This window comes from Rhodopirellula sp. MGV (assembly GCF_002251265.1).
Taxonomy (GTDB): Bacteria; Planctomycetota; Planctomycetia; order Pirellulales; family Pirellulaceae; genus Stieleria; species Stieleria baltica_A.
The window spans coordinates 43,660-65,034 of sequence record NZ_NPDI01000075.1; the positions used below are offsets into that span (position 1 = coordinate 43,660).

Consider the following 21,375-nt stretch of genomic DNA (forward strand, 5'->3'; position numbering starts at 1 on the left):
GTGACAAATCGTTCCGATTCAGCTTTTGACGCACACCTGATCCGCATGCCTGACTCGATCGTTTCAACTTACCCATCACTGATCGACAAAACCATCGTCCTGACCGGTGCAACCGCATCGGGCAAGAGCTCCTTGGCGATCGAACTCGCCAAGCGACTCGGTGGCGAAATATTGTCACTCGATTCCATCGCCGTTTACCGCCAGATGGAAATTGGGACTGCTAAACCGACACCCGAGGACCGCCAACAGGTTCCCCACCACCTGCTGGATTTGGCCGATCCGGATGAAGATTTTTCGGTGGCGTGCTACCTGGATGCCGCTCACCAATGTGTCCAAGAGATCCTGGACCGGTCTGCGGTACCGATCTTTGTCGGCGGCACACCGATGTTCCTCAAAGCGATCTTGCGCGGCTTCGATCCCGGCCCGCCGCCAGATTGGGCGTTTCGTGAAGCGGTCGAAAAAGACGTCGAACGATTTGGCGTCGAACCACTTCGCACCCGGCTTCAACAGGTCGACCCGTTGTCAGCGAGTCGCATCGCCCCGAACGATGTGCGGCGAATGATCCGTGCCTTAGAAGTCGCCAAAGCCACTGGATTCCCGCTCAGCCACCGCCAAGTCCAATTCGATCAACAAACGCATGCTGACGCCTGCAAGGTCTTCGCGATCCAGCACCCGCGTGCCCAACTGCATCAGCGGATCAATCAACGCGTCAATGAGATGTTCCGAATCGGACTGGTCGACGAAGTAAGGCGACTGCTCAGCGACCATGGCGAGCTTTCACGCACCGCCGCACAAGCAGTCGGATATCGTGAAGTCATCGAGTGGATTCGCGGTGGGGAGTCTACGCCGATCGAGACAGTGATCGAAGAAGTCGCCGCCCACACTCGGCAGCTTGCCCGCCGGCAGGAAACGTGGTTCCGATCCTTTTCCGAAATCACGACCGTACAAGTTGCTGACTTCGAAGGTTTCGACGCAATCCTTGAATGGCTGGTCGAACGAGTCAGCGGCTAGCTCTCCGGCTGTGCCACGATTTGCGATTCGTACTCACGCGAATGCTCGACGGACTGACCCGTTAAATGCGAGACAATCTTGTCGACATGGTCGTGACAGTTCTCCAGAAACGTCTTGTACTTGCTGGTTTGCGAACCGGCGACCGCGGTCCCGGCAACATAGATTCCAGGAACGTTGGTCTGCATCGTTTCCGGGTCATACTCAGGGCGTTTCACTTCATCGAGCAAGTGAATGCCGGCGGACGTCAGCAACGTTTTATCTTGCGAGTATCCGATCAAGCTCAGCACGTCGTCGGCGGGAACTTCGATCAATGCGTCGTCTGACTTTCGCCGCAGGCTGACCGTTCGCGATGAGATCTGCACTGCTTCGGTACCGACGAAGTTTTCGATGCGGCCAGCTTTCAGCAAGCCTTTGATTTCCGGCAACAACCAATACTTGATGCCGTCTTCTGGTAACTCGTCGCCACGATAGCTGAGCGAAACATGCGCACCGGCATGATGTAATCGCAGCGCCGCTTCGATTGCACTGTTGCGTCCACCGATGATTAGAACGCGACGGCCAAAGTACCGATGCGTTTCTCGTAGATAGCCATCAACGTGCGGCAGGTCTTCGCCGGGGATGCCAAGCTTGCGTGGGTGATCGGTTCCGCCAACGGCCAGCACAACCGCACGGGCATTCCAAGGCGTGACATTGCCAGACGGTTTGGTCGTGACACAAAATCCGTCGCCTGACGCTTGCACATCAACGACCGGGCAATACGGGTGGACGTTCAAATCGAACTGCGTCACCACGCCTCGCAGGTACATCAGGTATTCTTCACGCGTCGCCTTAGATTGATCCGTTGTCAACAAGGGCACGCCTGCGATCGCGATCCGCTCGTTGCTGCTGAACCAACGCGTCTGAGGTGCCCACCACGCGATCGTTTGCCCGATCGGGCCCGCATCGAAAACCACGGAGTCCACACCGGCCTTTTTCAAAGCGACGGCAAGCTCGAGCCCAATCGGCCCGGCACCGACGATCGCGACTTCTGTTGATTGGGCGGGCTCGTTTGAAGGGCTCATGGCTTTGGATATCGCGTTGGGCGAGTGGGTTAGGTTGTCTGTTGCTCTGTTGGCATCTTACGCGTGGTGTCGATCCCCAAGCCGGCCGCGGCATCTCGGTCGAGGACGACAGTAACGGCAGGGTGCTCACGCAGGAAGCTAGCAGGGACATCTGCACTGACTTCGCCAAGCAACATTGCGTTCACGGCATCGACTTTGCCGCTGCCCATTGCCAACAAAACAATCTGTTTGGCTTTCAGAATGGTCGCGATGCCCATCGTGATCGCCTGCCGTGGAACCTCATCGGCTGAGCTAAAAAATCTCGCGTTCTGTTCAATGGTATTTCCAGCCAAATCGACCAATCGAGTCTTGGTTTGCGAATCGGAACCGGGTTCATTGAACGCGATATGCCCGTTGTGCCCGATTCCCAGAAGCTGCAAATCAATGCCGCCATGGCGATCGATCATTGCTTCGTACTGTGAGCAATGTTCGGCGATGTTGTCAGCCAGTCCATCGGGGACGTATGTCTGCTCAATCGGCACGTCGATTTTGGAGAACAAGTTGTCGTTCATGAACGAGCGATAACTTTGCGGGTGGTCTGCCGCCAAGCCAACGTATTCGTCCAGATTGAACGTCGTCGCGTTTTGAAAACTGCATTGACCGCTTTGGTTCATCGCGATCAATGACTGGTACGTCATCAGTGGCGTACCACCGGTTGCCAACCCCAGCACGCATCGCGGATTCGCATTGAGCTGATTGGCGATCAGCTTTGCTGTGGCTTCGGAAGCTGCCTCCGCGGTATCACAAACCAGGACGGAGATGCCGTTGATGGTGGTGCTTACGCCCATTGGTTCTCTGCGAGTTCAGCCGTTTCGAGCAACAGATCGGCCCAGTGCTTCCCGGTCGGCAGCTTTTCTGCGAGCAGTTCACGGAGGTCTGGGCGGACGAACAAACGCACTCGCTTGACGTGATGATCAAACTGGCGTTCGGCAAGGACAGCGGCAACAGGTGAAGCGTCGCCGAGCCGCGATGGAGTACCGTCGTGGTGAATGACAACGGTGTTGATGTCGACTTCCAATTTGACCGGTGGCGCATCGATCAAGATGTCTGCCGGCGCGACGGGCACGTTGTATTGTTTCGACAGCCGCTCGGCGAGTTCTTCGGCCAACGTGACCAGCCACCAGTGCGGACGGTGTGCCAAAGTTTGATGCACCTCTCCGCCGTTGATGACACTGAATTCGACAACGCGTTTGAAAAGCTGGCGACGAGAACCGAACAAGCCTTCGACCATTGGTTCGGCCAAGCTTCCCGCAGCGGTCCGGCGAAGCTGCGCGATCCATTCCGCATCGCCGAGCTTTAGCGAAGCGGACAAGTCCAACCGGTGACGCAGCAGAAATACGCTGCGTTGCAACATCGCTGTCGCGGCCCGAACGGCGTGATGCCAATAAACTTCGCTGAACATGATGTATCGGGCGAAGACCATCATTTCGGCCGCGGTACGTCCTTTCTCGCCGACCGCCAAACGGTGCGATTGAGGATCAACGACCAACGATGAAATCAGTCGACCGGAATCGAAGTTGCGACCATACTCGACGCCGCAGTGCAGACTGTCACGCTGCAGGTAGTCGAGCTTGTCGATATCGACAGGTCCACTCAGACAGCTTTGCAAGAATCGTTCGACGGGCTTGGCGGAATCGGCGCCGACTAAAAGCGAGACCACGTCATCGGGCGAACAACGCCAATCGCTTTCGATCAAGGATGCAATTTCGCCGCTCAGGATGATACCACGTGCACGTTCTTCGTGACGTGCGACGTCGTCCAGCATCATGTCTTCGATGCAATGACAAAACGGCCAATGCCCGACATCGTGCAAAAGTGCTGCCAAGACAAATGCGTCACTGTTTGCATCATCTAGCAGCGCGGCGCCACGATCGTCGGCTGAAAAACGTGCCAAGAATTTCAGCGCGTTGTGGTAAACGCCTAGCGTGTGCTCCAAACGCGAGTGCGTCGCACCGGGATAGACGCGAGAGACCAAACCAAGTTGGCTAATCCCGGCCAGTCGATGCATCGAGGCAGTGTCGAGCAGACGACGGACTCGATCAGAGAGCGGAACGGAATCAGAGGGCGGTATCCGAATCAAGGACCCCGAACCTGCACCGGCTTGGTGAAGGAGATCGATTTCGGGAAGGCGAATCACAGGCGAGTTGCGGTAGGGGGAATCGGGCGGGGAGACTCAAAAAATCCCTGATGATTGGGCGAGGCGGATTCGCTGACAAGCTGCACCAAATCACGGTCGTCGTCTTCGTCGAGATCTGTCTCCACTCCCGCCAATGTAACGCCACTGACAAACGCCAGTAAGACGATTGAAACAAAGTACATTCCGGCATGGACCACGCCGTTGAAGTATTCGAGTTCAAAGGTTGCCGCGGATGCCAGCCCCCCGAGTGCGATCATTACGCACAGTGTCACTCCAAAAACGGCCCACGACATTTCGTTGATCTGATCGAGTTCAAAGACATAGGTGGGCACAAACGCGTACACGCACCAGATCAGTGGAAAGATCGCAGAACAGACCAGCACGCGATTTCGAAGCTCGGGTCCGACGTAGGGCTCGCGTTCTTGGTCATAAAGAAAGGAGTAGCCAGCCCAGATCAGTGGCGGTGCGGCGATAAAGAGCGCGACCAGCTTTGCCGCCAGTGGAACGCCATCGGGATGTGTGAAGCGGAACACAACGGCCAACCCGAAAACTGCCACGATGGAGCCAATCGTGATCAGCAGTCCGGTGCGGGTGACGTCCGTTTCTTTGCGGGTGATCGGCTTGAGAACGCTTTCGCCCTTGCTGTCCTTGGGCGAATCGTCCTGGGGGGCGTGGATGACGACTTGTTCATCGAGCGCCGGGATTTCGATCGGCTTCTTACAATTGGGGCAGGGGCCCGTTTTGCCGGCGAACTTGTCGCTTACTTGGAATCGTTTCAGGCAATGTCGGCAAGTGACTTGGATCGGCATGAATCGGGGCCGCTACCTAGAGTTTGAACCGGGGCCGTTGGAACAGGCATCGGTTTCGGGGGCGTTGAGGATGACCGGAGACACCCCGCTGAAATCTGCGTGGAATCTGTCATGATGTACGGACAGTTTGTCACGCCCGGCCAGCACTTTGCAACCCATCGGGCACCCACCCTGATGGCGGTGGCCCAGCGGTGTCGGCAAAGCCACTCGATCTAAATTCTTGCGACCGCACTGACATATGCCTGACGAAGCGACTCCCGACCCCGTCATCCAGCCGCCGATTTCCGAGGGCTCGCCCTCAGAACCCCCTGCCGCCCGTGAGGTCGAAACCGTTTCAGCGGATCGGGCAAACCCCGTCGCCCACGTCGTTCTTTACCAGCCAGAGATTCCTCCCAACACCGGTAACATTGGCCGTTCGTGTGTTGCCGTCGGCGCGAAGCTTTGGATCGTTCGACCGGCGGCGTTTGATTACAGCGAGAAACGGGTTCGGCGGGCTGGGCTGGATTACTGGCAGCACCTTGATTTTGATGACGCCGAAAACTGGGGGGAACTGGTGCAAAAGCTGCCGGCGACGAACATCTACTTTTTCTCGCGATTCGCCGAACGCACGATTTGGGACGTGGAGTTTCAGCACGGGGACTGCTTTGTGTTTGGCAGCGAATCGAAAGGCTTGCCGAGAGAGATCGTGCAGCCGGGCAACCCACAGGCGTTGCGACTTCCGACGACCAAGGTGGTGCGAAGTTTGAATCTGGCAACAACGGCGGGAATTGTGCTGTTCGAGCAGCAGCGACAATTACACCAGCGAGCCCAACAGGCAGGCAACTCTTAGGCGAAGTGCTTATCGAGCTAGCATGGCTCCAGGGTGATCACGGACGCTGCTGCGTTGTCGCCACACCCTCGCTGGTGGCGAGTAGCCTGTACAAAACCTTCTCTGAACATTTAGCGAGGGAGTGGCTCTCACGATGAGACGTGAGACGTCACGTTGATGGCGGCGTACAGAAATCCCAAAAGTCGGATTTGGCGCCGGGTCCGTCAACGTTGTATGAGGAGAGGTCAGAACGTTTCTCAGAGCGAGAAAACCTGGGTGGACTACGTCTGGTGTGCTTCAAATTTAAAGATGTTGTCACCAAGTAAGAATTGGAACGAATCTTGCTAGGAGAAGCGATCCGATAAAGGGTTATCTTCCTCCAATTCCATCAATGAGGCCAACGATGGTTACCTTGACTCCACAAACTGCAGCAACCAGCGCCGCTACCGCCGAGATCGTGATTCAAACTGTTCATGGGAACATGATGTCCATTTCGGTTGCAATGTTGCAGCAGATTGGGATTGGTCGTGGAACGAGCACGTTGCAGACGACGCGTGCAAATGCCGTCGCCAGCAAGTGATTGCGGATTAACCAGAAGCGGGCCAGGGCGATGCCCCCGCAAAACAACCGCCAAAGCAAATCGGCCTGATGCACTAGGGCTGGCCGATTGAGCCCGAGGTCTTGATTCCTAGAGTCGACCGACGGCGAGCAAGCAAAACGACCAAACATTGCTCTCCCCGAGCAACAACCGTCTCCCGAAAGGTGCCACCCACCTTCCGTCTTCTGATGGCACAGCCTCATCTTAGAAAGTGCCACCCACCTAACTGCGACCTGTCATCGCGCAAGTCTCTCTGATTGGTGCCCGACACTTTCCTGCCTTCGCACTGTTTGCTGGCAACCACATTCGGTGCCACCCACCTTTCAGAAAGCATTGGTTGGCTAGCAAATCAAAGCGGAACCGGCAAAGTGTCCAGCTTAGAAGGTTGTCGATTTTTGCTTATTCTGAACGGACTCGATCCATAAAGTGCCTGGCACCTATTGGTTGGTCGGAATTGCTAGTGCTGCAACATCGTGGCTTGAACGTCCGTATAATCGACGGTGCATTTCGCGATTGATTAGGTCTCACCGGAAGAAGCACATCGGACATGGCAGGGCGTTCGCAATCCAACAGCAGCTCTTGGCTGCTTGTCGAAGAACACTTCGAAACCGGTGCCCCCGCCTTCGTTGATGAACTCTGTCGCTGCGACGACGCCGAGAAGCTCGGCAACTTTGCAAGCCGCTGGCTGAGCGATCGTCGCCCTGAATCGCGTGAATTCCTCAGTCGATACCTCGACCAGCCACTCAATCACGCCCGCCACGAAGCTCTGGTCAAACGGCTATTTAAGTTGGCCGAAAAAGCTGAGGACGACAAAGTAATGGCGTGGATGATGGTCGCGTTTGATCGTTCCATTCGTCGCCAGATTCGGAAAACCCACCAATACGACTGGCAATCCAGAGAAAGCTGGGAAGAAGAAAGACTCGTCGCGCCTCCAGATTCCGCACTGCCTCGCGACCCGCGCATCTTGAAATGGATGCGCAATCTTGAGGAACGACGACTCTTCAGCTTGAAAACACGTCGGTACCTCAGACGTCGGAGCTGGCGTTACTTCCGAAACCTCGGTAATACGGATCCCGTTCGCTACATCAAAGCGATTTCAGTCGCACTTGACCGCTATCGCGACGACGACGTCGGAGATGGTGTTGCGTTGCTAGACAACTGGGGCATGATCCATGCAATGTTTCATCACAGCAAGCTACTCCAATCGCCGCCAGTAGGTTGGACCTTGGCCGAAGACGCCTCGCTCGCCGATTTGTCCGCCGCACCAGCATTCCCAACGGCTTGGAAGACCAACGCACAACCGCTGCTCAGATTATTAACCACCGCACAATGCCGTCCCGTACGCCAATGGTGCATCGCTTTATTGCGAGCGGATCATGCCGACGCAATTCAGTTGATCGACATTGGCACCCTAATTAGTTGGCTTGCGAGTGAACAAACGGAACTCGCTGAATTCGCGATCGAATCACTGCAAGTCGGCGCGTCCGCTGCAAAATTCAAGGACGAACACTGGCTAGCCCTGCTGTCAAGCCACAACCCGGCGGTAATCGCAAGCCTCTGTAACTTGGCAAGAGAACACCTTGCCCCAGACCGACTGACCCTCGATCAAATCGTTTCGCTAGCGGTCCAGCCATCAGCACTCGTCGCCCGCTTAGCCAACGAGTGGCTCCAGACACGTACCCTGTCGACTCGTTCGGAATGCCTGGATGCATTCAACGTTTGCGAGGCCCGCTCAGAAAGCACCCGCGAAACGCTTGTCGCGACCGCAATAGGCATGGTAGCGGCCTCGCCTGCGTTTACTCCCGAACTCGCGTTAGAGCCACTCGACAGCCGATACTCCGACGTACGAAAGCAAGGTTGGCAATGGTTGATCTCAGACGCTCGCTTGACCAACGAAACTCTTCTTTGGCAGCGTCTGATCGAATCGCCCTATGACAACATTCAACTGCCGCTCGCTGAATTGCTCGAGCAACAGTTGCTCGAAAGCAAGCTTTCGTCACGAGACATCGGCAATGGGCTGATTGCATCGACACTCGACGATCACGAACTACAACGACTTTGGGCAGCAGTCCTGCTCAATACGCGTCGTGGAAGTCGGCGAAAACCCGGCGTTATTCTTCAAGTGATCAATCACCTGATGGCGTCACCCGATCAAGCCGATCGTTTGGAACCACTGCTCGCCGTTGGCCTCAAGTCGATTCGCCGCCCCGAGTGGAAAGCAACCATCGCAGGCCTGACGCAACTTGCCGAGCGCCACCCGAATTTGCGAGAACGTTTCCAATCGGCTTTTGTTGAGCTGACGTTTTCGCCATGAAACGATATAACAGAAAACACTGAACCATCGGGAGGAGTGCGTCGTCGACCGAGACTAATTTGCTGTGGTGTTACGCCATGGTTTGAGATTGCTTCGCCATGCTTCCCCAAAGCCGTTGTTCGTTCGCCAGAGACTACACCGTAGCGGCGAACTGAAGCAACGAGGTTTACGCCGCTACGGTGTAGTCTCTGGCTTGGGTGAACGACCTTGGTCAACGCGTTGAAGTCGGTCGCACGAACACTCCTCCCGTGTTTTTTAATCACGATGGATCTATCAGTACGCTATCGCCAGCGAAGCCAAATTAGCCGCGGACCTTCAGGCCTCGCGATCGCGTTGGCACCGAATCTGCGCCGTGATCGCGTCAGCTTTCGGGGACAACTGACCGATCCTCTTTCGTTTCGTGAAGCGATTGGCGCGTTGCACGATATCGTGATCAGCGACCTGCGTTTCCAACCACGAGATCGCTCGGCGTACGAAGCCTATCAGGTCGCCGAACGGGAACGCGAAAATCAACTTCGCCGACGGACGTACCAAAGCCGACTTGGCGAACTGCGCGACCATCAAATCGAACCGATGCCGGATGGGCTGGAAACCGAATTCCAATCGATGCGTAAAAAGTACTGGCGAACGCGGATGAAGTACTCCGCGCATTTGCTGTTGCACGACCGGGAAATGTGGCGGCACTTGATGCCATGTGACCCTGTCGTCACGGTCGCGCCCGACGTTTTGCTGTTCGAGTGTTTTAGTGCTGACGAATCGAGTTACGGTTGCTTATCGGTTGATCGCGAGGCATTCCAATCCGAATCAGATGTAGCGATCGGCACGACCAACGTCGACTACTCGTGGCAACTCTACGAACATTTTCAAACACTGCGTAGTTATCGGCAAACGAGTTTTGTAATCGACCCGCAGGGCTTTTCCGCTACGACCGAATCGGCTGGTGGTCACTACGAAGAAAAAATTGATCTACCCGATGGATGGCTGCGCGGCTTCATGCAACTTCAGTCAGCAATGAGTCTACCAATGCGAAGAGTCGAAATCGGTCGTGAAGCACTTTATAACGTGCTGGCCTACCTTCGACGACATCGTGCGAAACGAAGCCCACGGGCGATACGAATCGAATGTCACCGTGGACAAGTTGCTCGACTAGTCTTGGAGCCCTGGGAAAAAGCGATCCAGCTTCCCCCGCAATCAGAAAACTTTACACAAAGTCTTTCGGTGCGGTTATGGGGACGTGATCGCCTTCACGTTTTGTCTCGATTGTTGCCGATCACCGACTCCGCTGAACTCTATGTGTCCGGATCAGGACTGCCTAGTTTTTGGGTGATCCGGATGGGCGCAATGCGACTGACATTGGCATTGAGCGGATGGACGACGAACGACTGGACGAAGTCGTCGGCACTGTCACAACTCGCCGCTCCAGTGGATCTAAGCGATGCGATGTTGACTCATATCGCTGCGGCATTCAAAGACTCTCCGTCACAAACCTTTGAACGCTTGTGTCAAACGATTCCAACGCGACCAGTCGAAATCGCTGCCGGGTTGAATCGATTAGCGCTGCTCGGCCAAGTGATCCACGACTTGCCTGCCAAGACCTATCGCTGGCGACAAGTGATGCCGGCTCCACTGACGTTCGAACAGCTAGGCGGGGACGATCCAGAGACGGATGCGGCGAAACGACTAGTGGCTCAGAATCGCATTAAAATCTCGCGAGATCAAACGACGGATTCAGGACTTCGGATCATGGAAGGAACGATTGAAGGGAGGGAAGTCGGTGCAGTCATCGATGGCGACGGACGGATAACTCGCGGAAATTGTACGTGCCCACACCACTTTAAAAATGCTTTGCGGCAAGGCCCGTGTCGACACTTGCAAGCGCTTCGCGGTTCGTTGCTCAACGAATCTGCGGTCGATTCAGTCGAAAGTTGGTACCAACGGTTTTGGAGCTAGGTGTCGATGGCTGATAAAGCAACCACCGAAGCTGTCGAACGCTTTGTGATCGAATTGGTCAACTGCGACGAAGCGTTCACGGCGGCTGACGTGACTCTGGGAGCTCGCGCGGCGGGCATTCAGGTTCACTACAGCGACTCACGCAACATTCTGCACGACTTACATCGTCGCGGTATTCTTGGAACTAGCTACCAGCGTTCTTCGGTCCAGCTCACCGATGGAACAAAACCTTTTGTCTATCATCCGGTTGGTTTCACGGCGAATCACTATCGCTCCAATCAATCCTCGCTCATGGCGAGCGATCACCCCGACCAAGTTAGCCAACCCAAGCCAGGCTTGCTTGCCAGGCTAAAGCAATTCCTTTTAGGACGAGGCGATTCGGATCGATCCGACAGTTCGAAAGATGCCAGGAGTTTAGCCAATCAGGCCCCAGCAACTCAGGCGACTCGTGCGGCTCAGCGCAAAAACGTCACGCTGAATTTGAATGCCCCATCGCTTCTTCCGATTAGCCGGAAAGAGTTGCTCGCAGGCGCGAAGTCAATCAACCTTTGGTCTAGCCCGTGGTTCGGTCGGCGTGATGTGATTCCGCCGATCGATGATCCACGCACGTTATTGATTGATCGGGCAATGATCACTGCAGGGTTGATAACGCCAGAAGAACTGGCCCGGATCCATGAGGTCGGTGCTCAGATGGATCGCTACCGGCCTGACGAGTTGCTGATGCGGCACCAAGCGAATCGTGCAGGGCGGGATGCGGTTGCAGAAGACCGGCGTGCGAAAGCAGAACGAAAAGCTGCAAAGAAAGCTGAGTCGGAAGCCAAGCGCCAGCGACGAAGAGAAGAAATCGAAATACGTCGCGCGACACGAATCGATTTTTTGGGTCGCCGCGTTTCGACAAAACTGCATCTGTGCGAAAGCGACGAAGAACGTTTGAATGCGGCCGGCCTACCGATATTGCATACGACGACTGAACTTGCCGATGCGATGGGGATTCAGCTCAGCCAACTGCGATGGCTAGCCTTTCATGATGACGTTGCATCATCGACTCACTACGTCGAATTTGACATCCCCAAACGTGCCGGCGGTGTTCGGCGACTGTCTGCACCGCTGCCGCGACTCGCTGAAGCACAACGATGGATCTACTCTCAGATTCTACGTGGGATGCCTGTCGACGACTGCGTTCATGGCTTTGTGCCAGGACGTGGTACAGCGACCGGTGCGGCACCACATGTTGGGCAGGACGTCATCCTTAATATGGACCTGGAAGACTTCTTCCCGTCGATTGGGTTTGCACGGATTCGACATACTTTTGAGCGGCTTGGATACTCACCGGCAGTTTCAACGGTACTCGGACTGATCTGTACCGAAGCGCCGCGACGGAAAGTGAGTTTCCAAGGGGCGACGTACTATGTCGCCACTGGGCAACGGGTGCTGCCGCAAGGAGCATGCACGAGCCCCGCGTTGTCCAACTTGGTCGCAGGCAAACTGGACCGGCGTATTCTTGGGTTTGCAAAGTGCATTGGGGCGACGTACACGCGTTACGCGGATGACTTGACACTTTCCGGCGGGCAGGATTTGGCAAATCGAATTGGCTACACGATTGCCAAGATTCGTCATATCAGCGAGGACGAAGGCTTCCGGGTGAAGCCGTCGAAGACTCGTGTGCTGCGTCAGAATACAGCGCAAAAGGTGACGAGTTTGGTCGTGAATTCAAAGCCGGGAGTTGGCCGCAAGAAGCTGAGACAGCTACGGGCAATCTTGCACAATGCATCACAAACGGGACTCCAAGCTCAAAACCGCAATAGCCATCCCAACTTTCGGGCTTCACTTGAAGGCATGATTGCTTACATCGGCATGACGCATCCGGAGAAAGCAAGCGAATTGAAAGCGAAATTAAAGACAATCGGCGACTAGCGCCCGTCTTGCGTTAGGTGCCACCCACCTATCAACTCCAGAATGGTGCCACCCACCGTTCAGTTGACATCGAACACCCTACGCCTACGATAGCGACACCCCCCTGCATGGAGAGTGTGATGCCGCGGCCGAAGCGATGTGAACAATTCACCACAAGCGACATTTGTATAGTACACATCACTCAGCGTTGCGTTCGCCGCGCGTGGCTTGCCGGCTTCGATCAGGTCACTGGAATCGATTATTCGTTCCGCAAGGAATGGATCCGACGTCGGATGGAAGCTCTGGCGTCTGTCTTTGCGATCGACGTACTTTCGTATGCCATCATGAGCAACCACATGCATCAGATTCTGCGCAATCGCCCAGACGTCTGTGCAACATGGACCGACGAAGAGGTCGCAATCCGCTGGCTTCGAGTCTATCCAGGGAAGCGACTTGAAGAGCACCTTGCGGAGCCCAACGAAAATGATGTTAAAACGCTTGCGAGAAACAAGAAATTGATCGCCATAATCCGTGAACGGCTTTGCGATCTCTCATGGTTCATGAGGGCCCTCTCCGAACCGATTGCCCGGATGGCCAATAAGCAAGACGAATGCACGGGCAGTTTCTGGGAAGGACGGTTTAAAGCACAACGCATTGTCGACGAAGCAGCACTACTCGCCTGCAGCATGTACGTGGATCTGAACCCAGTACGCGCCGCGATCGCCGAAAACGTCGAGGACTTTCCACACACAAGCGCGTTTGATCGCATTAAATCTCGACGTGGCGCGGAGATTCCGTCGGCTGCTTTCGACCTCGTAGCAATTCGTACCGATGAAGCGGGTCGAAAGATTCGCGAAACAACGGTCGACACGTTACGCGCCGAGAAGAAACAGAAAAAGAAAAATCCAACTGGACGTCGAGTTCGGCGAGACGGATGGCTGAGTCCGATTCGACTAAAACCGGAAAAGCTAACCAACGATGCCGAAGTCCATGCGGACGGACTTCGAAGTAGCAATCGAGGTTTTTTGAGCGTCAACTGGGAAGCGTACTGGGAGTTACTCTGCTGGACCGCAAAGCAAAGCGTCGATGGCCTGTCAGCCGAGATCCCGAAATCACTTGTAACCGTCGTCGGCAAGCTTGGAATCGACGTCACCATGTGGCGTGATTTAGTTTGGCACTGGCCGAAATTTTTTGGGAAGTCAAGTTGCGTCGGACGCCCTGATGCAGTCAAAGAGCACGCCAGGCAAACAGGCCGCCGCCATCACCACGGGCAAGCAAGCTCAGCCTGCTGTTTCACCTAGCTTCTCAATCGGACGGCAAAACGAGACTCTGTGGCAATCCGGCCTGCCACACGCTTAGGTCGTTTGCCATGCGCGTCTCAATCGTTCGACTGCTGCCGCGATGCCGAAAACGGCTTCCCTGACAGTGTCTCCTCGGCCAATGCTGGCCTCGATCCGTCAAAAAACCGACTAGCCAAGCCCGTTTGTGGGCTAGAAGCAAGCCAAAAGGTGTCAGGCACCTATCTGGGGAGAGGAAAGGTGGGTGGCACCAATTGGAGGGAAAGAATTTGGCGTGTGTCTGGGCGGAACTTTACGGGTGAGCTACAGTTAAGGAGAAATCTGTTCCCAGACCATCGTGACTCTCGATCGACCTGCCATGGCAAACCTCCGGCTGACCAAACACAACATTGCGATGCTCGAATCTGCGATGACTTTGGTCAACGACATCAACGCCGACGCGCTGGTGCTGCTGCTGGAAGGGGCCAGCGATTGGGAACGGATCTCCGAAATGGTCCGGAAAAAAGGCTGTGAAAAGCCTCTGATCGTTGCCGTCGACTCGGTCGAAGAACTGCAAGGTGCCGCCGAAGCTGGCCTCAAGCCAATCGCGCTCAACAAAGAGAAAGCACCACTCTTAGAACGGCTCCAACACGCAATCCTCGAAGCTGCCGCCGACGAATTCATCAAACCCAACGACGAATTGGTCGCGATCTACGGCGGATTCACCTCCGGACGACTCGATTCGATCAGCCATCTTAAGCTCGATGAACGCATGCGGCGTTTGAGCACACGAGACCTGCAATCGCTCGAAAGCAGCGTCCCACTGAAAGTCCTCAAGGCCGTCGTTGACCTGGCCGTTCAAATCGGTGTCGAAGGACGCGAGGGTAAACCGTGCGGTGCACTTTTTGTTGTCGGAGACACCCGCAACGTGCTCAAACATGCCAACGAAAGCGGTGTGGACCCGTTCAAAGGCTACAACAAAAAAGCCCGGAATCTGCTCGACCCCAAAACCCAAGAAGACGCCAAAGAACTCGCCCAACTCGACGGCGCCTTCCTGATTACCGCCGACGGAACGATCGAACGTAGCCGTCAAATGCTGGAAGTCCTGCACGAAGACTTGAACATGTCCAAGGGACTGGGATCCCGGCACTGGGCCGCAGCAGCGATCACTCGCCGCACAAAAGCCATCGCGATCGTGGTCAGCCAGTCGACAGGAACCGTTCGCCTGTATCAAAATGGCTTCCTCAAGATGCAAATCGAACCGATGGACAAAGGCATCAAGTGGCAGGAGATCTCCTTCAAGCCCCCCACCGCTAGCGGCGACGACTGAATTCGCCGTGCGGTTGCTTCGGAGTACCCAATTCATCCGAAGCCGCCAATGTTGCTGGTCGGCCCCGCACGCCGCTGTGGCCTTGTCGTCTCGTTCGGTCATCTGCGTCCCAGCACCGAACACAGCACAAACCATTCACCGCACCGTCCGCCATCCCCCATGCCTCGCGACAACATCTACGCGTTGCCCCGAGATCAAGTCGGAAGCTTTCAGTTCGACGATCACGTCGCCGAAGTCTTCCCTGACATGATTTCTCGAAGCGTCCCCGGCTACACCTCGATCCTCTCCGTCATCGAACAACTTGCCGAACGCCTAGTCCAGCCCGCTTCCAATGTCTACGACCTCGGTTGCTCCCTCGGCGCTGCAACTACACTGATCCGCGGCAAAGCTCCTGCCGACGCGACGATCTACGCGATCGATAACTCCGAAGCAATGATCCGCCGCTTACGCGATCAACTTGCCGGCTACAGCCAAACAGACACCGCGTCGGTATCCGATCTCTGCGATGTCATCATTCAACAACAAGACCTCTGCGACACCGAGATGTCGAACGCGTCAATGGTCGTGTTGAATTTCACACTGCAATTCATCGCCGCCGAAAAGCGAACCGAACTGCTGTCACGATGCTTCGATGCGATGATCCCAGGCGGCGGTTTGGTACTGAGCGAAAAAATTTGCTTCGACGATCCGGCAGAACAGGATCTGCTCGCCGAGCTGCACCTGGATTTCAAACGAGCCTGCGGCTACAGCGAACTCGAGATCGCACAAAAGCGAACGTCTCTCGAAAACACACTGATCCCGGAAACCCTACAAACACACATCAGCCGTTTGCAACAAGCGGGTTTCCAAACCGTCACGCCATGGTTTCAGTGCTTTAATTTCGTTTCCATTTTGGCCATCAAGTCTCGATGAGTGATTCGTCCTGGTTCGATCGCAATGAGCTCGATCGATGGTTGCGCGAACAAGGCCAAACGTCGTTCGCCGACTTAATCGCTGAACGCTCCGCGCAGCAAATCGACCAGCCAACCAACGGTGACCTGAAACGCTGGATCAGCACCTTCAACGAACTGCCGTCGCCTGATCAATTCCACTTGGACCTATCCGACGACCGCGTCCGGGTTCTGCCAACCAACGAAAACGACGACGAAGCAGTCAACACAACAACCGCATCAGAAGCAATTCGAGAACAGCTGATGTGTTTTCACCCCTGGCGAAAAGGCCCGCTCGAATTCGCCGGGCACTTCATCGATACCGAATGGCGGTCCGATTGGAAGTACGAACGCATCCGATCCGGTGTCGACTTTCGAAACAAAAAAGTGCTCGATGTCGGCTGTGGAAACGGCTACTACGGTTGGAGAATGCTGGCTGACGGAGCAAGCTTCGTCCTCGGCTTCGACCCAATCTTGCGGTTCCTCGCCCAATTCGAAGTCTTCCGACGGTACGCCAAACCAGACTGCCCGCACCACGTCGTCCCGCTGATCGACGAAAACCTACCCGACAAATTGAACTTCTTCGACGTCGTCGTTTCCGCAGGTGTCTTGTATCACCGCACCAGCCCAATCGATCACCTCCGCAGCCTCGCGGGGGCACTCGCACCAGGCGGACAGTTGGTCCTGGAAACGATCGTCATCGAAGACGATTCGCCAAATGTGCTAGTCCCCGAAGACCGCTATGCACAAATGCGTAATGTCTGGTTCCTTCCGTCCGTACCGATGATTTTTCGCTGGCTACAGCGAACCGGATTCACCAACCCACGCTTGATCGACATCAGCACCACGACGTCCGAAGAGCAACGCACCACCGACTGGATGACGTTTCAATCCTTGCGTGACTTCATGGACCCAAACGATCCGACCAAAACAGTCGAAGGATACCCTGGACCGGTCCGCGCGATCGTCGTCGCCGATTGCCTTTGATCGCCAATCGAGTCCCGTTTTCGCTCATCCAAGCAAAACATGCGTGACACGCCGTCACGATTGCTCAGGCTTCAAGTTAGCCAGCGCAATTCGGCATAGCAAACGTTTGCCCGAATCTGCTACAGCCGACGATGGCACGCTTTCTAAAGGGAGTTGTCACCCCATCTCGCCGCCGCGTTTCCCCCCTCGCCGCGTGGTCACACGAAAGGATTCTTATCATGTCAAAGCACAGGATTCTGGGCTCGCTATTCGCTGTCTTGGTCATCGCCGGAGCTTCCGTGCTCTGCCTCGTCGACGCCTTTGCCGATCAATCGGTCCAACCGATCGAGCAATCCGAAGGCATGCTAATGCGTTCGAAACTAAAACGATCCCAAAGCGTTCTTGAAGGCCTATTGCGAAACGACTTCGCCGCGATCGCTCAAGGTGCCAACGAAATGAAACTGATCAGTGAAGCCGCGGAGTGGCCACGAGCACGCGACCAAGTTTATGAACACTTCAGCGCCGAATTCCGCCGTCAGTGTTCCGAACTCGAAGACTTGGCACAGAAAAAGAACCATCAAGGTGCCACGTTTACTTATTTGAGCATGACGAAACTGTGTATCGAGTGTCACAATTACGTGCGTGATTCACTTCGCGTTGCTGAACCCAATGGGCGAAGCGGGATACAATTAATTCCAGCCCAATGGCCCGAAAGCGGCCGCTGATCAAGACCGCATTTCCGAATCGGCGTTACACCCGCAGAGTATCGTTTGCTGATGACGTTGCTTTACCAAGACGATCGCTTTCGCCTTCATGACACCGGTCAGCATCCTGAATGCGCTGCCAGACTAGAGCCTGCCGGTGAATACCTGCGAACGCTGAGCGAACACGACGGTATCGTTCGTCCAGAATGGGAGCCGGCGACGGTTCAGCAGATCGGCTCCATTCACCAGCCGTACTACATCGAAAAGGTCAGTAACTTCGCTTCCCGTGGTGGAGGCAGGATCGAAACCGACACGGTCATGAGTGCTGAGTCCTACGATGTGGCTCGGCTTGCAACCGGGGCGGTTTGTGATGCGGTTGAGCAGATTTTTGCGGGTAATGATCAGCGTGCTTATTGCTTCATTCGGCCGCCTGGGCATCACGCACTTGCGGGTGCTCCCATGGGGTTTTGCTTGTTCAATAACATCGCGATTGGGGCACGCCTGGCGATTGATCATTTAAAGCTTGACCGAGTTATGATCGTGGACTGGGACGTCCATCATGGCAACGGAACACAAGACGTTTTCTGGGACGACGCTCAGGTCGCATTCTTCTCCATTCATCGCTGGCCATTTTATCCAGGGACGGGAGACGAAGATGAAACCGGAACCGGTGCGGGCTTAGGGACAACCATGAATGTCCCGATCGGATTCGGAACATCGCCGCAGTCTTACTTGGATCAATTCCGGCGTCATTTAGAACCATTTGCCCGTTCGTTTCAGCCACAACTGTTGCTCCTCAGTGCCGGGTTTGATTGTCACTACAACGATCCCGTCGGGTCCTTGGGCTTGGACGCGGAGCACTTCAAGGAGATGACGGAGTTTGTCGTTGGATTGGCAAACGAGCATTGCGATGGAAAGCTCGTTTCGGTTCAGGAAGGCGGCTACGATCCGCAGGCGATGCGTGATTGCGTCAAAGTCCATCTCGAAAACCTGGCGTTGTAAACGAGTGATCGGAATTCGTCGGCACTTCAAGCGGTACGGGTCCGCAGATTCGTTTTCTTGAAAAACGGAGTTTCTTTTCCCGTGAAGGGGTAACCTTATCGCTTTAGCTGCCATAGTAAGGCGATGACGGTTCCAAAAGACACGACCGACAGCAGGCGTCAATGCGCCCCTAAGTTAGCCACCGAGCCAGCAGTGGACGCTGATTTGGAGCGGGTGATCGTACGCGCCCGCGGCGGCGAAACGTCTGCTTATGAAGGCGTTGTACGCCAATTCGAGACTCGCTTGAGAGCTTGGCTCGCCGGGCAGGCACCGCCCGGGATCGACGTCGACGATATCGCTCAGCGTACTTTTGTTGCCGCTTATTCTCGTCTGGCTGATTACACGCCGGGAACTCGCTTTGAAGCTTGGTTGTTCGCGATCGCTCGCTATCAGTTGAAAACCGAGATGACTCGCCTGCGCCGAGTTGCAGACTATCACGCCCGCTACGCACCCGATCTTTTACAGCGAGAGCTAGAACGAAGAGCAAGTGGTCCGACAGAGTTTGAGATCGAACGGTTGGAGTCTTTGAAGACTTGCGTCAGTTCGCTAGCTGATCATTTGCGGCGATTTATTCGCTGGCGCTACGATGAAGAGATTTCATTAGAGGAAATGGCGAGTCGTAGTGGACGGTCGGTCGCCGCTGTGAAAAAGCAGCTTTGGCAAATCCGCCAGCGACTCCAGGAGTGTGTGGAGCAGCGTTCGCTGGCTAGCGAAGGTGACTCATGGGCTGGCGATGGAGGTGAACTCGGATGAGCGATGAACAGCGGTTCGCGGAACTGTGGACGGACTATCTCGAAGGTGAACTTGATGCGTCGTCGATGGGCGAACTGCGTCAATTGCTTGAATCGAACGACCAGCAATTGAGGCAAGCCGCCGATCTGTACCAGACCCATCGCCTACTGAATCTGGTTGGTAAGCAAGACAGCCTTGCCGACCAGCAAGACGACTTTGTTGAACAGGTGATGAAGCGATTGCCCCGTTCACCAGAACGTTTCGTCGACGATGTGATGGCAGGCGTTCAAGCGAATGCGTCAAATTCCGTTTCACCTGTGCCGGTGACAAGTCCCATCCCGCCGACGTTCCTGGCGTTGATTGCGGCGACGTTAATCGGAATCGTTTCTCTTCTGTATTGGCAAGCGTTTAACAGTGATGCAGGAAACCGCGTCGCCGTTTCTCAGAATAGAAATCAACGCAACTCGCAGATTGCGACCAACCAAATCGCGGCCGTTCGTTTTGCCAACCTTGCTCACGCAAAGTTCTTTGGCGAGTTGCTGCCGCCAGTTGATTCGGCTCTCGCACATCAACGCGATTATGTACTGATGACAGGCTTGGCTGAGGTTCATTTTCCAAGCGGTGCGGAGGCTATTGTCGAAGGCCCTGCCGTCTTTCGTGTCCTTTCTGACGAATGCTTGGGATTGGACGTTGGCAAATGCAGTGTGCACGCGCCCGATGGTGCAGAAGGATTTCGGATCGAAACACCGATGATGCGTGTTGTCGATCGCGGCACCCGTTTCACCATCAATGTTGGTGAGACAAGCGAAACGGAAGTGCACGTCGTGGAAGGTGCGGCAGATGTGTATGAAACGTCGACTGCGGCAACGCCTGCCGGTCATTCACAAGTGCATCTGACGGACGGCCAAGCCCAGCGGTTTGCCGCATTATCCGAATTCGGTGCGGACCCGATTGAGTACGATCCACGACTCTATCGGCGTGAATTGCCCGATCGTGTGATCAGCTACGATGCCAGTAAAAACAAAGCTGGGCATGCCGACCAGCTTGTCAGTGTCACGGTTCAACGTGGTGGTCAGATTCAATCAGTTCCGGTCGAGCAATTGATTCGCGCGAAAACGATTGCATTCAGTTCTCCGGAAGTAGGTGGATTTCTTTGTGGACCGGCAATGCTGCCAGGTGATCGTGCGTCGCTAACGTCGGACAACAGTTTGGTGACTGGTGTGATCAACCCCGGTGGTAGCAGAACGCCGTACAACTCCGATCCGGTGTTGGCTGGTGATGCCCCGACGCCTGGGATGGCGATTCAGTTTGATCGTCCGGTCGTCAATGGACCGGGCGATGACTTGGTCGTCTTCGACTTGCAGGCGTTTTCGAATCCGCCTGATGGAGACGCCTTTCATATAGGGCCACTAAGATTTCGCGACGGTTTAAAGGTGCAGACCATCACGTCATTCGATCTGACCTTGGAATCGCCGTCCGCCCATCCCCTCGCCGACTTTTATGTCCATATGTTTCCCGGGCCTGTTTCCTCGGTCGATGAAGTTCAGTCGACTGAAACCGTCGGACGCCGACAAACCATTCGATTCCGAGGATTGGTTGTCGGTGTCGATTTAACGGACTTGGGATTCGACGACGGTGAATCGGTTGATGGGCTATTTATCCAAGACGCTTTAGACGACGACCATCATATTGATCCGGTATTTATCGGTGGCCTTCCGCCGCTGCCGTAGTCACTTAAAACGAAAACATGGCGATCCAAAGCCAAGCAATACTGAG

The 21,375-nt window shown here is 55.3% G+C and carries 18 protein-coding genes; 14 read left to right on the forward strand and 4 right to left on the reverse strand.

All coding sequences use genetic code 11. The features are described from left to right. Positions 1-1,011 (forward strand): tRNA (adenosine(37)-N6)-dimethylallyltransferase MiaA, encoded by a 1,011-nt coding sequence (gene miaA / locus CGZ80_RS26090; protein ID WP_233148691.1) that lies wholly within the window; start codon positions 1-3, stop codon positions 1,009-1,011. Here miaA and CGZ80_RS26095 read toward each other — a convergent pair. From CGZ80_RS26095 to CGZ80_RS26110, 4 genes are all read right to left on the reverse strand, one after another. After that, the gene (locus tag CGZ80_RS26095) at positions 1,008-2,072 is read right to left on the reverse strand and encodes an NAD(P)-binding domain-containing protein (protein ID WP_094418627.1); all 1,065 of its coding nucleotides are present in this window, start codon (positions 2,070-2,072) and stop codon (positions 1,008-1,010) included. The two genes, miaA and CGZ80_RS26095, sit on opposite strands and share 4 nt — an antisense overlap. Before the next feature lie 29 nt (positions 2,073-2,101). Next, positions 2,102-2,899: a glucosamine-6-phosphate deaminase gene (nagB, locus tag CGZ80_RS26100; protein ID WP_094418628.1), complete on the reverse strand. Its 798-nt coding sequence runs from the start codon at positions 2,897-2,899 to the stop codon at positions 2,102-2,104. Continuing rightward, positions 2,890-4,119 carry an HD domain-containing protein gene (locus tag CGZ80_RS26105; protein WP_094418837.1) on the reverse strand — a complete coding sequence of 410 codons (1,230 nt, stop codon included), beginning with the start codon at positions 4,117-4,119 and terminating at the stop codon, positions 2,890-2,892. Before CGZ80_RS26105 ends, nagB begins: the two co-directional genes overlap by 10 nt. Positions 4,120-4,244: 125 nt before the next feature. Next, positions 4,245-5,057 (reverse strand): hypothetical protein, encoded by an 813-nt coding sequence (locus tag CGZ80_RS26110; protein WP_198953795.1) that lies wholly within the window; start codon positions 5,055-5,057, stop codon positions 4,245-4,247. A 238-nt stretch (positions 5,058-5,295) separates the two neighbouring features. On the opposite strand from CGZ80_RS26110, the gene CGZ80_RS26115 reads away from it, so the two are divergent. The 13 genes from CGZ80_RS26115 to CGZ80_RS26170 all read left to right on the forward strand — a co-directional run bounded on the left by CGZ80_RS26115 (position 5,296) and on the right by CGZ80_RS26170 (position 21,329). Further along, positions 5,296-5,886, forward strand: a complete 591-nt coding sequence (locus tag CGZ80_RS26115; RefSeq protein WP_094418629.1) for a tRNA (cytidine(34)-2'-O)-methyltransferase — start codon at positions 5,296-5,298, stop codon at positions 5,884-5,886. Between the two features lie 382 nt (positions 5,887-6,268). Further along, positions 6,269-6,445, forward strand: coding sequence for a hypothetical protein (locus tag CGZ80_RS28140; RefSeq protein WP_158222856.1), 177 nt, complete (start codon positions 6,269-6,271; stop codon positions 6,443-6,445). Positions 6,446-7,010: 565 nt separating this feature from the next. Beyond that, positions 7,011-8,777, forward strand: a complete 1,767-nt coding sequence (locus tag CGZ80_RS26120) for a hypothetical protein (RefSeq protein ID WP_094418630.1) — start codon at positions 7,011-7,013, stop codon at positions 8,775-8,777. Between the two features lie 264 nt (positions 8,778-9,041). After that, positions 9,042-10,727, forward strand: coding sequence for a hypothetical protein (locus CGZ80_RS26125; RefSeq protein ID WP_094418631.1), 1,686 nt, complete (start codon positions 9,042-9,044; stop codon positions 10,725-10,727). A 6-nt stretch (positions 10,728-10,733) separates the two neighbouring features. Next, a complete protein-coding gene (locus CGZ80_RS26130; RefSeq protein ID WP_143544170.1) occupies positions 10,734-12,641 on the forward strand; it encodes a reverse transcriptase family protein in 1,908 nt (635 codons plus the stop codon). A gap of 119 nt (positions 12,642-12,760) precedes the next feature. Beyond that, a complete protein-coding gene (locus CGZ80_RS26135) occupies positions 12,761-13,921 on the forward strand; it encodes a hypothetical protein (RefSeq protein WP_094418838.1) in 1,161 nt (386 codons plus the stop codon). Positions 13,922-14,276: 355 nt separating this feature from the next. Further along, the gene (locus CGZ80_RS26140; protein ID WP_094418633.1) at positions 14,277-15,227 is read left to right on the forward strand and encodes a DNA integrity scanning protein DisA nucleotide-binding domain protein; all 951 of its coding nucleotides are present in this window, start codon (positions 14,277-14,279) and stop codon (positions 15,225-15,227) included. A 159-nt stretch (positions 15,228-15,386) separates the two neighbouring features. Beyond that, positions 15,387-16,139 carry a carboxy-S-adenosyl-L-methionine synthase CmoA gene (cmoA, locus tag CGZ80_RS26145; RefSeq protein WP_094418839.1) on the forward strand — a complete coding sequence of 251 codons (753 nt, stop codon included), beginning with the start codon at positions 15,387-15,389 and terminating at the stop codon, positions 16,137-16,139. Continuing rightward, positions 16,136-17,143, forward strand: a complete 1,008-nt coding sequence (gene cmoB, locus CGZ80_RS26150) for a tRNA 5-methoxyuridine(34)/uridine 5-oxyacetic acid(34) synthase CmoB (RefSeq protein WP_094418634.1) — start codon at positions 16,136-16,138, stop codon at positions 17,141-17,143. Before cmoA ends, cmoB begins: the two co-directional genes overlap by 4 nt. Before the next feature lie 218 nt (positions 17,144-17,361). Further along, positions 17,362-17,847 (forward strand): hypothetical protein, encoded by a 486-nt coding sequence (locus tag CGZ80_RS26155; protein WP_094418635.1) that lies wholly within the window; start codon positions 17,362-17,364, stop codon positions 17,845-17,847. A gap of 51 nt (positions 17,848-17,898) precedes the next feature. Beyond that, positions 17,899-18,828, forward strand: a complete 930-nt coding sequence (locus CGZ80_RS26160) for a histone deacetylase (protein ID WP_094418636.1) — start codon at positions 17,899-17,901, stop codon at positions 18,826-18,828. 123 nt (positions 18,829-18,951) lie between these two features. Beyond that, positions 18,952-19,620 (forward strand): sigma-70 family RNA polymerase sigma factor, encoded by a 669-nt coding sequence (locus CGZ80_RS26165; protein ID WP_094418637.1) that lies wholly within the window; start codon positions 18,952-18,954, stop codon positions 19,618-19,620. Then, positions 19,617-21,329: a FecR domain-containing protein gene (locus CGZ80_RS26170; protein ID WP_094418638.1), complete on the forward strand. Its 1,713-nt coding sequence runs from the start codon at positions 19,617-19,619 to the stop codon at positions 21,327-21,329. Before CGZ80_RS26165 ends, CGZ80_RS26170 begins: the two co-directional genes overlap by 4 nt. The last annotated feature ends 46 nt before the right edge of the window (positions 21,330-21,375 follow it).

What these genes read in the sequence shown, in the direction of transcription:
- CGZ80_RS26095 (WP_094418627.1), bottom strand. Translation starts at nt 2,072, where the DNA reads ATGAGCCCTTCAAACGAGCCCGCCCAATCAACAGAAGTCGCGATCGTC.
- nagB (WP_094418628.1), bottom strand. Translation starts at nt 2,899, where the DNA reads ATGGGCGTAAGCACCACCATCAACGGCATCTCCGTCCTGGTTTGTGAT.
- CGZ80_RS26105 (WP_094418837.1), bottom strand. Translation starts at nt 4,119, where the DNA reads ATGCATCGACTGGCCGGGATTAGCCAACTTGGTTTGGTCTCTCGCGTC.
- CGZ80_RS26110 (WP_198953795.1), bottom strand. Translation starts at nt 5,057, where the DNA reads ATGCCGATCCAAGTCACTTGCCGACATTGCCTGAAACGATTCCAAGTA.
- CGZ80_RS26115 (WP_094418629.1), top strand. Translation starts at nt 5,296, where the DNA reads ATGCCTGACGAAGCGACTCCCGACCCCGTCATCCAGCCGCCGATTTCC.
- CGZ80_RS28140 (WP_158222856.1), top strand. Translation starts at nt 6,269, where the DNA reads ATGGTTACCTTGACTCCACAAACTGCAGCAACCAGCGCCGCTACCGCC.
- CGZ80_RS26120 (WP_094418630.1), top strand. Translation starts at nt 7,011, where the DNA reads ATGGCAGGGCGTTCGCAATCCAACAGCAGCTCTTGGCTGCTTGTCGAA.
- CGZ80_RS26125 (WP_094418631.1), top strand. Translation starts at nt 9,042, where the DNA reads ATGGATCTATCAGTACGCTATCGCCAGCGAAGCCAAATTAGCCGCGGA.
- CGZ80_RS26130 (WP_143544170.1), top strand. Translation starts at nt 10,734, where the DNA reads ATGGCTGATAAAGCAACCACCGAAGCTGTCGAACGCTTTGTGATCGAA.
- CGZ80_RS26135 (WP_094418838.1), top strand. Translation starts at nt 12,761, where the DNA reads ATGCCGCGGCCGAAGCGATGTGAACAATTCACCACAAGCGACATTTGT.
- CGZ80_RS26140 (WP_094418633.1), top strand. Translation starts at nt 14,277, where the DNA reads ATGGCAAACCTCCGGCTGACCAAACACAACATTGCGATGCTCGAATCT.
- cmoA (WP_094418839.1), top strand. Translation starts at nt 15,387, where the DNA reads ATGCCTCGCGACAACATCTACGCGTTGCCCCGAGATCAAGTCGGAAGC.
- cmoB (WP_094418634.1), top strand. Translation starts at nt 16,136, where the DNA reads ATGAGTGATTCGTCCTGGTTCGATCGCAATGAGCTCGATCGATGGTTG.
- CGZ80_RS26155 (WP_094418635.1), top strand. Translation starts at nt 17,362, where the DNA reads ATGTCAAAGCACAGGATTCTGGGCTCGCTATTCGCTGTCTTGGTCATC.
- CGZ80_RS26160 (WP_094418636.1), top strand. Translation starts at nt 17,899, where the DNA reads ATGACGTTGCTTTACCAAGACGATCGCTTTCGCCTTCATGACACCGGT.
- CGZ80_RS26165 (WP_094418637.1), top strand. Translation starts at nt 18,952, where the DNA reads ATGACGGTTCCAAAAGACACGACCGACAGCAGGCGTCAATGCGCCCCT.
- CGZ80_RS26170 (WP_094418638.1), top strand. Translation starts at nt 19,617, where the DNA reads ATGAGCGATGAACAGCGGTTCGCGGAACTGTGGACGGACTATCTCGAA.